This window comes from Ferrovibrio sp., from assembly GCF_964218355.1.
Classification (GTDB): Bacteria; Pseudomonadota; Alphaproteobacteria; order Ferrovibrionales; family Ferrovibrionaceae; genus Ferrovibrio.
This window is the reverse complement of the sequence record NZ_CAXPMC010000021.1, coordinates 187,068-199,939: the sequence shown is the minus strand read 5'-3', so window position 1 is coordinate 199,939 and position 12,872 is coordinate 187,068. Positions and strand designations below refer to the sequence as shown.

Genomic DNA, 12,872 nt, shown 5'->3' with positions numbered 1-12,872 from the left:
ATTCTACCCGCGGGGGGCCGGTTATTGGATTCGCGCGACGGACAGGTGCCGCATGAACGACTGGCTGTATATCCTCGGGGCCGCCATCCTGATGCTGTGGCTGGGCGCCTGGCTTCTGCTGCATCTGGGCAATTTCGAGCAGCGCATCAGCCAGATGCGCATGAACCTCGAAGTCCGCATGGGCGGCATCGAAAAGCAGTTCGCCGCCTATAACAAATTCTTCGCCGAGAACGAGCGCGCCGCGCAGCTGACATATACCGAGCTTGGCGAGATCAAGAGCCAGGTCGATGCCCTGCGGCAGGAACTGGAGGAAACCAAGCGCGCCATCAACGTGCTTGAGGTGGCGGTCAACGACCTCAAGCTGCGCACCAACCCGCGCAACCTGCGGATCGTCTGACGGTCGCGGGCCAGTTCGCAGGCCCATCCGCAAGCCGGGCCGCCGGCCCGTTCACAGGTCCGGCCACAGCCGCCGAAGGTCTGCGACGATATCGGCGATGATCGCCGCCAGCAGCTTCTCGCCTTTCTGCGCCGTGGCCCGCGTGGCATCGCCGGTGGCGCCGCTGCGGCTGAGGCTGCCGCCGGGCCGCTCTTCCGGGGTCAGCCGCACCGGCCGGCGGAGATGCAGCGGCGCTGCGTCTTCCTCCTCTGCTGCCGGTGGCACGGTATCGGCCAGCCGGCCGAGCCGGACCAGCGCCGGTGCGATGGCCAGCAGCAGGGAGGTTTCCTTCTCGTCGGCATGGCCGCCCGGCTCCGCCTCCCACAGCCCGTCACAGCTGTGGCCCAGCGCGGGCAGGTCGGCGATCACGATCCTGATCCCGTGGCGGTGCAGGATGTCGTGCGCGGCAAGCTGCAGGGGTGCCGCGGTCGAGACGCCGTTATTCAGGATCACGATCCGCTCGGCGCCGTGGCGCAGATAGCTTTCGGCGAGTTCGGTGACCAACGCCTGGAAGGTGGCGGCGCCGACATGCTGGCTGCCGGGATAGTCGACGAAGGCCGGGTAATAGCCGGCGCCAATGGTGGGGGCGATCAGCAGCGGCAGCTGCGCCAGCAGCCGTTCGGCGACGGCCTCGGCCACCAGGCGGTCGGTTCCCAGCGGCAGGTGCGGGCCATGCGCCTTTGCCGCGGCACCCACCGGCAGCAGGATCGGCAGGCCGTCGCCGATCAGGTCTGCGGCTTCCGGCCAGGTCAGATCGGCGAGGCGGCAGCCGGTGCGGCGGCGCGGGGTGGCGGTCACGGTCTTGTGTTCCTGGTCACGCGGCTGTGAGTCGGTGTTGCGGCGGCAACCAGCCTAGCATCGTTTCCGGCCGCAGGGCACGTCCTGCGGTGCAACGTGAAACGCACCGCCGCCGGCGGAGACCATCCCACAGGGAGATACAACGATGACACGCAAGACAAACATGGCCGTTGCCGCCGCCGCCGCCGCGCTGTTCGCCACCGGCACCATCGCGCTGGTTGCCGCGCCGGCCCAGGCCGAAGTGAAGTGCATGGGCGCCAATGCCTGCAAGGGCCAGAGCGCCTGCAAGACCGCCAGCAGCTCGTGCAAGGGGCTGAATTCCTGCAAGGGCCATGGCTGGACCACGGCGGCCGATGCCGCGGCCTGCACCAAGGCGGGCGGCAAGGTCGGCTGATCGCCGGCAGCGGATCGGACCGGCGCGGCGGGATCTGCCGCGCCGGCCATCCGGCCTTCCTGTCAGCACCATGACGACCCTGCATCATCGGGCCCTGCATCATCCGGCCCCGAAGCGGCTGCCCAACGGCCTGCCGCGGCTGGGATTCGGCCTCGGCCTGCGGCCGCAATACTACCCCGACATCCTCGATGGCGACGTGCCGGTCGACTGGTTCGAGGCCGTCACCGAGAATTACCTGGTCGATGGCGGGCCGCCCCTGCGCCAGCTTGACCGCATCGCCGAGCGCTGGCCGGTGGTGCTGCACGGCGTTTCGCTGTCGATCGGCGGCAGCGATCCGCTCGACCGCGACTATCTCGCCCGGGTGAAGGCGCTGGCTGCCCGGGTGCGGCCGCAATGGATTTCCGACCATCTCTGCTGGAGCCGCCATGGCGGCGTGCAGCTGCACGACCTGCTGCCGGTTCCCTTCAGCGAGGCGACCCTGCGCCATGTCGCCGGCCGGGTCCGCCAGGTGCAGGACATGCTGGGTCGGCGCATCCTGCTCGAGAATGTCTCTTCCTATGTGGAATGGCAGAGTTCCGCCATGACCGAATGGGATTTCCTGGCCGCGCTCTGCGAGGAGGCCGACTGCCTGCTGCTGCTGGATGTGAACAACGTCTATGTCAGTGCGCGCAACCACGGCTTCGACGCCGATGCCTTCCTTGCCGCGATCCCGGCAGACCGTGTGGCGCAGATCCATCTGGCCGGCCACAGCGACCAGGGAGACCTGATCGTCGATACCCATGACGCGCCGGTGGCCGATGCGGTCTTCGACCTATATGGCCGCGCATTGCGGCGCTTCGGGCCGGTTTCGACCATGATCGAGCGTGACGACAATTTTCCGCCTTTCGCCGAACTGCTCGACGAACTTGGCCGTGTGCGGCAGGTGGCGGCCGCGGCCCTGCCGGCGGAGGCCGCATGACGGCGCTGGCTGACCTGCAGGCGGATTTCGCCCGCTATCTGCTGCGCGATGCCGATGGCAGCGCGGCGCAGCCACTGGTGAGGGTGGCGCCCGGCATCGATGCGGCGGCGCGCATGGATGTCTACCGCCATGCCTATCGCGAACGCCTGCACGAGACCCTGTGCAACGACTATCCGGTGCTGCGGCGGCTGATGGGCGATGCGGCTTTCGCGGGCCTGGCCTATGCCTGCATCGACGCGCATCGCTCGGCTTCGCCGAATATCCGCTGGTATGGCGGCGTCCTGCCGGACATCGCCGCCGGGCGGCAGCCCTGGCAGGCTGCACCCGCGCTGGCAGCCATGGCGCGGTTCGAATGGGCGATCGGCCTGGCCTTCGATGCGGCCGATGCGCCGGCGCTGGCGGTGGATGCGCTGGCACAGGTGCCGGCTGCCGACTGGGCCGGTCTCGGTTTCATCCTGCAGCCGGCCCTGCGCCAGCTGGCGCTGTTGCATGCCGTGGCCGACTGGTGGCTGGCCGTGCGCGACCTGGACGACGCGGCGGTCCTGCCGCCGCCGCCCGGCCCGCTGCTGGCCGCGGAACGGAACTGGGCGATCTGGCGTGGCGAGCATGGCGTGCGGTTCCGCCTGCTCGACCCCGACGAGGCGGCCGCCCTGCAGGCCGTGCAGGATGGCGGCAGCTTCGGCGCCCTCTGCGACCTGCTGGCCGCGCATGCAGGGGCGGAAGGCGCGGCACCGCGGGCGGCAGGGCTGCTGCGGGTGTGGGTCGATGCCGGCTGGATCAGTGGCCTGCGGTGATCGCCCGGCGCAGCGGGGCCAGCGGCGCCGCATCGTCGAAATCGACGCCGTCGGCGGTGGCCTTCACCCCGAGATCGCGCCATAGCGCTTCCAGATCGAGCGGCGCCGCCCGGGTCACGTAGCGGGCGGCCAGCCGCGCCATCGTGCCGGTGCCGGTGCCCGCGTCGCAGACCTGCAGGAAGTCGGCACGCGGCCAGCGGACGGTGGTGTCGCCACCGGCATCGAGCACGGCGCGGAAGCAGGTTTCGAGCGAGGCCCGGCCGCCGCTGCGCTCGCGGATGTCGAGATCGGCCAGCAGCATGAAGATGGCGCCGCCCCAGTAGACCCCGCGCCGGGAAACGGCATCGAGGCTCTCGACTGTCAGCGCCTCGACGCCGCGCGGCATCTGGCTGGCGAATTCATGCCACAGCCGCGTCGCGTCCTGCCAGCCGGCCCGGCTGCGGATCACCGGCTCGGCATAGGTGGCCATGCCCTCCATCAGCCACGACGACCGCCCGGTGATGAAGGGTGCGCCCAGATGGATCATCTCGTGCACCAGGATCCAGTCGTCGTAAAGCTGTTGCCGGGTCGCATGCTGGCCGATGCGCAGCAGCATGGTGCCGCCGCCACCGCCGCGCACCTGGCCGAACACCACGCCGCTGCGGCCCGGCACCGGGCTGGCCAGCACCAGGGTATGGCGCAGCGGGAAGCGGCCGAAATAGTCGGACACCGCCTGCGCGCTGTCGGTGATCCAGCGGTCGATGACGGCATCATCGAGGTCGAGCTGGCCGGGAAAGCCGATCACCTCGATGCGTGCATCGCCCGGCACCGATACTGGCCCCGGTACTGGCCCCGGCACTGGCAGGGTCCGGCGCCCGAACCGGCCGAATACGGCGAAGCCGCCGAAGCGGATATCGGCCACCCGCATGTGCAGGCGGCCATCCCGCAGCGGCAGGCCGGTGGCAAAGCCGAGACCGTCCGCGGCGGTGACCGACAGAGTGATGGCGGCATCGGCGAGATCCGGCGCGCCGAGCCAGACGGCGACGGGCGAGATCACCGCCGCGCCGATGCGCTGGCCGGTATCGGCGCGCTGGGCCAGATCGGCAAGGTCGCCGAGCCGGAAGCGGTAGGTCACGCTGCGGCCGTCCCCGCCCGGCTCGAACCGTTCCAGCGCGGCGGCGAGGCCGCGGCCGCCGGGCCGGTCGAAGGCGACCGGGCCATCGCCGTCGCAGCGCGCGGCCACGTCGAGGATCAGGGCGGCCGGATCATGCAGGTGGATGTCGTAATGGCAGGTCCGGACCGGGCTGGCGGACAGAGGCGCGCCAGGCAGGGGGCTGCAGAGCAGGGCGGCAAGCAGGACCGGGCCGGGTTTGCGCATGGCGGCAGTCTAGGCCGGCCCCAGGCGGCCCCTGCGTCACAGGCACGTGAACGGGGGCCTGAACGAGGGCCCTGAACGGGGAGCTGAATGGCGGCCTGCCCCCGGCGGGTCTGCCCGGCCTTGCCTGCCGGGGTTGCGGGGCCTATGAGTGGGCCAGCTTTCCCGCCCCCTGACCGGGCCCCCTCCGAAGCCGAGTGCCGCCGTGTCCCGCCGCCCGCCCACCGACAAACCGCCCCGCCGCCCGGATCACCGGAAATCCGGCGATTCCCGCAAGCCGGGTCCCAGCAAGCCAGGCTACAGCAAGTCAGGCCACAGCAAGCCCGACCACAGCAAGCCCGGTCCCCGCATGCCGGCCGGCAAAGCCGCCGGCGGCAAGCCGGCCCGGGACCGCAGCCCGCGCGACGACCGGCATGAAAGCCGGCGCGAGGCGCGTCCCGAACGCCGGCCGCCGCTGCGGCCGGGCAGCAGCCGCAAGGTGGCCGAGGCGACGGTGGCGCTGCTCGATGCCATTGCCGGTTCCGGCGAGCCGGCCGACCGCATCCGCCACAGCTGGATGCGCCAGCACCATCGCCGCTTCGAACCGGCCGAGCGCACCGCGATCATGCAGATCAGCGAGGATGTGCTGCGCCTGCAGGGCCGGCTGGACTGGTGGCTTGCCGGCAGCGCCGACCATCCGAGCGGGCTGGAACCCGACAGCCGCCTGCGCGTTGCCGCCCTGCGCATTCTGTCCGGCGGCGCCAAGGCGAAGGGCCTGCTGCCCCTGTTCGGGGAAGACGAGACGGCGGCGGCAGCACTGCTGCAGCGGCTGGAGGGGCATACGCTGGAACATCCGCATATGCCGCCGGCGGCGCGCTACAGCGTGCCGGACTGGATTCTGCCCTATCTGGAGGCCCGCTTCGGCGGCGACCTGGCAATGGAACTGGCCGCCATGCTGCGGCCGGCACCGCTGGATGTGCGGATCAATCCGCTGAAAACGACGCGCGACGCCGCCGCAGCAGCCCTGGCCGAGGAGGAACTGCGTAGTCAGCCGACGCCGTTCTCGCCGCTCGGCCTGCGGCTGTCGCCGCTGGCCTATGTGAACAACACCCGGGCCCATGGCGCCGGGCTGGTCGAGCCGCAGGACGAGGGCTCGCAGCTTGCCGCCCAGCTGGTGGATGCCGCCGGCTGCAGGTTCGTCGCCGACTTCTGCGCCGGTGCCGGCGGCAAGACGCTGGTGCTGGCGGCGGCGATGAAGAATGCCGGCCGGCTGGTGGCGATGGATGTCAGTGCCGGCCGCCTGGCGCAGGCAAAGCTACGGCTGCGCCGGGCCGGCGTGCACAATGCCGAATGCCGCGAACTGGAACCGAAATGGCTGAAGCGCCATGCGGCGCAGGTCGACCGCGTTCTGGTCGATGCGCCCTGCACCGGTACCGGCACCTGGCGGCGCAAGCCGGATGCGAAATGGCGGCTGACGCCGCGGGATCTGGAAGAACTGGTGCCACGGCAGGCGGAGATTCTCGACAGGGCTGCCAAGCTGGTGAAGCCGGGCGGTCGGCTGGTCTACGTGACCTGCTCGGTGCTGCGCGAGGAAAACGAGCAGCAGGCGGAAGCCTTCCTGCAGCGGCATCCGGATTTCTCGGTGCTGTCGGTCACGGAAGTCTGGCCGCAGACGGTCGGCGGCGCCTGTCCGGTGCCGGGACCCTATTTAAGCCTGTCGCCCGGCCGCCATGGCACCGACGGCTTCTTTGCCGCCATCCTGGTCCGCAGCGCCCAGCCAGCGGCCTAGGAAACCGTCGAGCCAGGCGCCAATGCCGGCATCATGCCGGGCATAGGCTTCGCGCATGCGGTCGCGGGCCTGGGCGCCGGGCAGGGCAAGGCGGTGACCAGCCATGGTGCTCCAGCGCTGCATCATCGCGCCGGTCACTTCCGGATGGAACTGCAGGCCATAGGCGTTGGCGCCGACGCGCATGGCCTGGTTCGGATACCAGCCGGTCGAGGCCAGTCGCACGGCGCCGCGCGGCAGCTCGAAACCCTCGCCATGCCACTGGAAGATATGCAGCGGATCGGGGATCAGGTCGCGGCCCTGCCTGGTCGGCTTCACCGGATAATAGCCGATCTCGTGCCAGCCGGCTTCGTGGGGGGCAACCTTCGCACCGCCGGCGCGGGCCAGCAGCTGGGCGCCGAGGCAGACGCCGAGGAACGGCGTGCCGCTGTCCAGCACCTGCGGGATGAAGTCGATCTCCTGCCGGATGAAGTCGAGATGATCGTCGTTGGCGCTCATCGGGCCGCCGAAGATCACGCAGCCGGCATGATGCTCCAGCGTGTCCGGCAGGTCCTGGCCAAGACAGGGCCGGCGGATGTCGAGATGGAAACCGCGGGCCCGCAGCTGCTCGCCGATACGGCCGGGATCGGAACTTTCCTGATGGACGATGATGAGGATCGCGGGCTGGGGAATCCCGTCATCCTGCAGCGGTCCCTGGTACATCGGCAGCGAAGACTCCTGGCTGCGGAGCCTGTCTTACGCGGGCAGGCTCCCGAGAAAGTCGTCCAGCGCGGCATTCACCGCTGCCGGCTGTTCGATGCTGGAACTATGCCCGGCTTTGGCGATCCTGACCAGACGGGATTGCGGGATCGCCGCGTGGATGCGCTCGGATTTCGCGGGCACCGTGGCGACATCCTGGTCGCCGACCAGCACCAGCACGGGACATGTAACGCGCCCGAGCTCGTCGTAAACCCCGGCGCGGTCGATCACACCATTGACGGCGCGCCAGATGCTGCGCCGGTTACCGGTGAGTTTGCGCTGCCAGTGCGCGCGCTGCGCCGCCCGCGACGGGTCGGTCAGGAAATCCCGGCTGAACATGATCGGCATCACCTTGGCCGCCACCAGACCGAGCCCGAGCCAGCGGGCGACGAAGTTGAGCTTGCGGTATTTCGGCACGTTCTCGGCCGGTTCCGGGTCGGCCGAGGTTTCCATCAGGATCAGCGACCGCACCAGATCGGGTCGGCGGGCGCCAAGCCGCATGGCGACGAAGCCGCCCATGGACAGGCCGGCGAAATGCACCGGGCCGGCCCCGAGTGCCTCGATCAGGGCAACGGCATCCGCATACACGGTTTCCATCGAGATACTGGCCGCGGCATCGTCAGCGCTGCGGCCCTGACCGCGATGGTCATAGGCGATGACGCGGTAGCGGCCGCGCAGATGCGCCAGCTGGGGCGCGAACAGCTCGGTATCCCACAGCAGGCCATGACTGAACAGGATGGTCTGCCCGGTGCTGCCGGGGCCGGTATCCTCGTAGAAGAGGCGGGTGCCGTTGACCGCGATCTCTGCCATGGGTCGTCCTGCCTTCCGCTATTGCGCGGTGATGCCGCCGTCGATGACGAATTCGGCGCCGGTGACGAATTTCGACTCGTCGGATGCGAGATAGAGGATGCAGGTTGCCACGTCGTTGGGCTCGCCCAGCACGCCGAGTGGCACTTGGGCGGCCAGCTTGGCGCGGCGTTCCGCCGGATCGCCGCCGGCATAGATCATCTCCTGCACCATCGGTGTGTCGATGAAGGTCGGATGCACCGAGTTGCAGCGGATGTTGTATTTGCGCTTGGCGCAGTGCAGGGCCGTGGTCTTGGCCAGCATGCGGGCCCCGGCCTTCGAGGTGTTGTAGGCCGACATGTTGTGGCCGGCGATAATCCCGGAAACCGACGAGATGATGACGATCGAGCCCGGCGCATGGGCACGCATGCGCGGCAGGCCATGCTTGATGCCGAGGAAGGGGCCGTGCAGGTTCACGTTATGCACGAAATGCCATTCCTCGACGCTGATATCCTCGACACTCTTCAGCACGCCGACACCGGCCGAATGGACCATCACGTTCAGCTTGCCGAAGGCGGCCTCGGTCACGTCGAGTGCGGCGATCCACTGCTGTTCGCTGGTGACGTCAAGGCTGACGGCGATGGCGGCTTTGCCGATTTCCTCGGCGACTGCGCGGGCACCGTCGAGATTGCGGTCGGCGATGGCGACCCGGGCGCCTTCCTTCGCCATCAGGATGGCGGTGGCCTTGCCGAGGCCCGAGGCCCCGCCGGTGATCAGGGCGACTTTGCCGGCAACACGGTCCATCTGTGCGTTCCTCCTGCTTTTGGCGGCAGGATAGCCGGTGGCCGCAGCGGGGGCAAACCTGCCGCGGGGTCAAGGGTTGCCTAGTCCGGCTCCTCCACCCGGGCGGCGAGGCCGCCCTCGGCCAGTGCCTGCAGCAGTTCCGTGATATGTTCGCGGTCGCGGGCTTCGATCACGAATTCGATCTCGGTGGCCTTGGCGGAGGCCAGGGTGAACAGCCGCTGGTGCACCACCTCGACGATATTCACGCCCGTCGCGCCGATGATGCCGGAAGCCTTGGCCAGACGGCCCGGGGCATCGTCGGTCATCACGATGATGCGGGCCAGCCGGCCGTCGCGCACCAGGCCGCGCATCAGCACGCTGGCCAGCAGGCGGGTATCGATATTGCCGCCCGACAGCACGATGCCGACATGGCGATCCCTGAAACGCTCCGGATCGGCCATCAGCGCGGCAAGGCCGGCGGCACCGGCACCCTCGCAGACCGTCTTCTCGATTTCGACCAGGGCAACGATGGCGCGTTCGATATCCGCCTCGCGGGCGATCAGAACATCCTCGACCAGCCGGCGTGCGAGATCGAGATTGGCGCCGCCGATATCGCGCACGCTGATACCCTCGGCAATCGAGATGCCGCCGACGCTGACCGGCAGGCCGTGCATCTGCTGGTACATCGCCGTATACAATTCGCTCTCGACGCCGTAGATGCGCAGGTCGGGCTTCAGCGCCTTGGCCGCCACTGCCATGCCGGCGATCAGCCCGCCGCCGCCGACCGGGATCACCAGATCATCGAGCTGCGGCACCTGCGCCAGCATTTCCAGCGCCAGCGTGCCCTGGCCGGCCATGATCGCCGGATCGTCATAGGGATGCACGAAGACGTAGCCATGCTCGGCGGCCAGGGCATGGGCCTTGCTGGCAGCCTCGACCAGGGTGTCGCCCTCGATCACGACTTTGGCGCCCAGCGCACGGACATGGCGCACCTTCACGAAGGGCGTGATCTTCGGCATCACAATGGTGGCCGGAATGCCGAGCCGCCCGGCATGATAGGCAACGCCCTGGGCGTGGTTGCCGGCCGACATGGCGATCACGCCGCGCCTGCGTTCGTCGTCGGACAGCTGCAGCAGCTTATTCAGCGCGCCGCGTTCCTTGAAGCTGGCCGTGAACTGGTGATTCTCGAATTTCAGCCAGAGCCGGGCGCCGGTCAGTTTCGACAGGGTGTAGGATTGCAGGCAGGGAGTCTCGGCCACGGCGCCGCGGATGCGGCCGGCGGCGGCCTCGATATCGGCCAGCGTGATCGCCGGTGCGGCGGCCTCGGCCGGGCTGGACATGACGGCAACTCCCTGAAAAACAATGGTCTGCCAAGCGGTACGGCGGGCAGCCGGGCAAGTCAACCGCCGGGCTTGGCCGGGGCCGTGCCGGGGGCTAGTCTCGGGCCATGGACCCGCTGCCGCCCCGACCCGTTTTTGCTGCCGAGCTGAGGCCCCATCGCTCGCTGGGGCCGCGCGGTTTCGTCATCCTGATGGGATTCTTCGCCGCGGTGAATTTTTCTGCCGGGGCGGCTTTCTGGGCGCTGGGCGCCTGGCCGGTTTTCGGCTTCTGCGGCCTTGATGTGCTGCTGCTGTGGCTGGCCTTCCGCTACAGCTACCGGCAGGCGCGGGCCCGCGAGTATCTGCGGCTGGATGCCGATGCCCTGACCCTGCGTCGGATCGACATGCAGGGCCGCGAGAAAAGCTGGCGGATGCAGCCATACTGGCTGCGGGTGGAATGCAGCGAGGAAGACGACAGCGCCCGCCTGCGGCTGTGGAGCCATGGCCGGATGCTGGCAGTGGGCGATTTCCTCAGCCCGCAGGAGCGCCGCACCCTGGCCGCGGCCCTGTGCGAGGCATTGTGGCGCTGGCGCCAGCCGGAGGGCGCCGGGCTGCGGCCGCTCGACCGCGCCTAGGCGTCAGCCTTTCGCCAGTCCCAGCACGTCATTCATGTCATAGAGCCCGGCCGGCTTGCCATGGGCCCAGATCGCCGCGCGCACGGCGCCGCGGGCGAAGATGCTGCGGTCGGTGGCCTTGTGGGTCAGTTCGATCCGCTCGTTGTCGGCCGCGAACATCACCGTGTGCTCGCCGGCCACATTGCCGCCGCGCAGGGCGGCGAAACCGATATGGCCGGCCTTGCGGGCGCCGGTGATGCCGTCGCGGCCACGATCGGCCACGCCGTCCAGTTTCACGCCACGGCCCTGTGCGGCCTGTTCGCCGAGAAGAATCGCGGTGCCGGACGGCGCATCCACCTTCATCCGGTGATGCATCTCGACGATCTCGATATCCCAGTCCTCGCCCAGAGCCGCCGCCACCTGGCGGGTCAGGCCGGCCAGGATGTTGACGCCGAGGCTCATGTTGAAGCTCTGCACGATGGCGCAGCTTTTCGCGGCGGCATGCAGGGTCTCGAAATGCTCCGGCTCCAGCCCGGTGATGCCGACCACATAAGCCGTGCCGGTTTTCGCCGCCAGCGCGGCATGCCCGGCCAGCGCGGCCGGCACCGAGAAGTCGAGCACGGCATCGACGCTGGCGAACAGGGTGGCTGCGTCGTCGGTGATCTTCAGGCCGGTGGCACCGGTGCCGGCCAGCAGGCCGGGATCCTGGCCCAGAAGGGCCGAGCCGGGCCGCTCGCTGCCGCCGCCAAGCACCGCGGCGCCCCTGGTGGCCGCAATCTCGCGTGCCATGGCGAGGCCCATGCGGCCGCCGATGCCAACGATGCCGATGCGGGTTGCGGACATGATCGGGAACTCCGGGAATTAAGGCGGGCCGAAACAGAAAGAGGGCGGCACTCTAGCAGGAGGCCGCCCCCGTCGTCACTTGTTCCGGCCGGCCGGGATTACTCGGTCTTGCCGCCGAGCATCTCCTTCACCCTGGCGAAGAAGCCGGAGCTTTCCGGGCTCGACTCCTCGTCTTCCAGGGTGGCGAATTCCTCCAGCAGTTCGCGCTGGCGTTTGTTCAGCTTCACCGGAGTCTCGACCATCACCTGGATGTAGAGATCGCCGGGACCGGAGCCGAAGCCCGATTGCTGCAGCGACGGCATGCCCTTGCCGCGCAGGCGGAACTGCTTGCCGGTCTGGGTGCCGGCGGGGATGGTCACCCGCGACTTGCTGCCGTCCAGCGTCGGCACGTCGATCTGTCCGCCCAGCGCCGCCGTGGTCATCGAGACCGGCACGCGGCAATGCAGGTGCTGGCCCTCGCGACGGAACAGCCGGTGCGGCTGCACGCTGAGGAAGACATAGAGATCGCCGGGATGACCGCCGCGGATGCCGGCTTCGCCCTCGCCAGCCAGGCGGATGCGGTTGCCTTCGTCGACACCGGGCGGGATATCCACTTCCAGCGTCTTTTCCTTGTGCACGCGGCCGGCACCGCCACAGACCTTGCACGGCTTCTCGATCACCTGGCCGGCGCCGCCGCAGGTCGGGCAGCCACGTTCGATGGTGAAAAAGCCCTGCTGTGCCCGCACCTTGCCATGGCCTTTGCAGGTCGGGCAGGTGATGGGCTTGGCACCGGCCTCGGCGCCCGAGCCGTCGCAGGCTTCGCAGGCGATCGAGGTCGGCACGCGGATTTTGACATTCCGGCCGCGGAAGCAGTCCTCCAGCGAGATTTCGAGATTGTAGCGCAGGTCGGAACCGCGATTGGCACTGCCGCGTCCGCCGGGGCCGCCGCGCCCGCCGCCCATGAACTCGCCGAACAGGTCGTCGAAAATGTCGGAAAAAGACGTGAAGTCGAAGCCGGCTCCGCCCGGGCCGCCGGGTCCGCCGCGGCCGCCCTCGAAGGCGGCATGGCCGTACTGGTCGTAGGCAGCGCGCTTCTGGTCGTCCTTGAGGACGTCGTAGGCTTCGTTCAGTTCCTTGAATTTGGCCTCGGCTGCGGCATCGCCGGGGTTGCGGTCCGGGTGATGCTGCATGGCCAGCTTGCGGTAGGCTTTTTTCAGCTCTTCCGCGCTGGCGCCGCGCTGCACCCCGAGAGTTTCGTAATAGTCGCGTTTGGTCGACATCAGCGGGACTTCCTGTCCGAAGCAGAACCGG

General features: G+C 69.2%; 14 protein-coding genes. 6 read left to right on the top strand and 8 right to left on the bottom strand.

Going from position 1 to position 12,872, the window contains the following annotated elements; all coding sequences use genetic code 11:
- The first annotated feature begins 52 nt into the window (after positions 1-52).
- Positions 53-397, top strand: coding sequence for a hypothetical protein (locus tag ACEQZY_RS16310; protein WP_341705324.1), 345 nt, complete (start codon positions 53-55; stop codon positions 395-397).
- 51 nt (positions 398-448) lie between these two features.
- On the opposite strand, the gene ACEQZY_RS16305 is transcribed toward ACEQZY_RS16310, so the two are convergent.
- Positions 449-1,234 carry a creatininase family protein gene (locus ACEQZY_RS16305; RefSeq protein WP_370155810.1) on the bottom strand — a complete coding sequence of 262 codons (786 nt, stop codon included), beginning with the start codon at positions 1,232-1,234 and terminating at the stop codon, positions 449-451.
- Positions 1,235-1,379: 145 nt separating this feature from the next.
- Between ACEQZY_RS16305 and ACEQZY_RS16300 the strand changes: the two genes are divergently transcribed.
- The 3 genes from ACEQZY_RS16300 to ACEQZY_RS16290 all read left to right on the top strand — a co-directional run bounded on the left by ACEQZY_RS16300 (position 1,380) and on the right by ACEQZY_RS16290 (position 3,380).
- Complete coding sequence (locus ACEQZY_RS16300) at positions 1,380-1,628, top strand: hypothetical protein (protein ID WP_341705326.1); 249 nt, start codon at positions 1,380-1,382, stop codon at positions 1,626-1,628.
- 70 nt (positions 1,629-1,698) lie between these two features.
- Complete coding sequence (locus tag ACEQZY_RS16295; protein WP_370155807.1) at positions 1,699-2,586, top strand: DUF692 domain-containing protein; 888 nt, start codon at positions 1,699-1,701, stop codon at positions 2,584-2,586.
- Entirely contained in the window at positions 2,583-3,380 is a 798-nt protein-coding gene (locus ACEQZY_RS16290; protein WP_370155805.1) for a putative DNA-binding domain-containing protein, read from the top strand. Before ACEQZY_RS16295 ends, ACEQZY_RS16290 begins: the two co-directional genes overlap by 4 nt.
- Here ACEQZY_RS16290 and ACEQZY_RS16285 read toward each other — a convergent pair.
- Positions 3,364-4,737 (bottom strand): hypothetical protein, encoded by a 1,374-nt coding sequence (locus ACEQZY_RS16285; RefSeq protein WP_370155803.1) that lies wholly within the window; start codon positions 4,735-4,737, stop codon positions 3,364-3,366. The two genes, ACEQZY_RS16290 and ACEQZY_RS16285, sit on opposite strands and share 17 nt — an antisense overlap.
- 346 nt (positions 4,738-5,083) lie before the next feature.
- On the opposite strand from ACEQZY_RS16285, the gene ACEQZY_RS16280 reads away from it, so the two are divergent.
- The gene (locus ACEQZY_RS16280; protein WP_370155801.1) at positions 5,084-6,502 is read left to right on the top strand and encodes an RsmB/NOP family class I SAM-dependent RNA methyltransferase; all 1,419 of its coding nucleotides are present in this window, start codon (positions 5,084-5,086) and stop codon (positions 6,500-6,502) included.
- On the opposite strand, the gene ACEQZY_RS16275 is transcribed toward ACEQZY_RS16280, so the two are convergent.
- The 4 genes from ACEQZY_RS16275 to ACEQZY_RS16260 form a co-directional block, all read right to left on the bottom strand.
- Complete coding sequence (locus tag ACEQZY_RS16275) at positions 6,422-7,201, bottom strand: GMP synthase (protein ID WP_370155799.1); 780 nt, start codon at positions 7,199-7,201, stop codon at positions 6,422-6,424. The genes ACEQZY_RS16280 and ACEQZY_RS16275 overlap by 81 nt on opposite strands.
- A 33-nt stretch (positions 7,202-7,234) precedes the next feature.
- Positions 7,235-8,047 (bottom strand): alpha/beta fold hydrolase, encoded by an 813-nt coding sequence (locus tag ACEQZY_RS16270; RefSeq protein WP_341703102.1) that lies wholly within the window; start codon positions 8,045-8,047, stop codon positions 7,235-7,237.
- Positions 8,048-8,065: 18 nt separating this feature from the next.
- Positions 8,066-8,827 (bottom strand): SDR family oxidoreductase, encoded by a 762-nt coding sequence (locus tag ACEQZY_RS16265; RefSeq protein WP_341703103.1) that lies wholly within the window; start codon positions 8,825-8,827, stop codon positions 8,066-8,068.
- An 80-nt stretch (positions 8,828-8,907) separates the two neighbouring features.
- Entirely contained in the window at positions 8,908-10,146 is a 1,239-nt protein-coding gene (locus tag ACEQZY_RS16260) for a threonine ammonia-lyase (RefSeq protein ID WP_341703104.1), read from the bottom strand.
- A 107-nt stretch (positions 10,147-10,253) separates the two neighbouring features.
- On the opposite strand from ACEQZY_RS16260, the gene ACEQZY_RS16255 reads away from it, so the two are divergent.
- Positions 10,254-10,760, top strand: coding sequence for a DUF2244 domain-containing protein (locus ACEQZY_RS16255; RefSeq protein WP_370155795.1), 507 nt, complete (start codon positions 10,254-10,256; stop codon positions 10,758-10,760).
- 3 nt (positions 10,761-10,763) lie between these two features.
- On the opposite strand, the gene dapB is transcribed toward ACEQZY_RS16255, so the two are convergent.
- Together dapB and dnaJ are read right to left on the bottom strand one after the other, a co-directional pair.
- Positions 10,764-11,582 (bottom strand): 4-hydroxy-tetrahydrodipicolinate reductase, encoded by an 819-nt coding sequence (gene dapB / locus ACEQZY_RS16250; protein ID WP_341703106.1) that lies wholly within the window; start codon positions 11,580-11,582, stop codon positions 10,764-10,766.
- A gap of 98 nt (positions 11,583-11,680) precedes the next feature.
- A complete protein-coding gene (dnaJ, locus tag ACEQZY_RS16245; protein WP_341703107.1) occupies positions 11,681-12,841 on the bottom strand; it encodes a molecular chaperone DnaJ in 1,161 nt (386 codons plus the stop codon).
- Positions 12,842-12,872 lie beyond the last annotated feature (31 nt).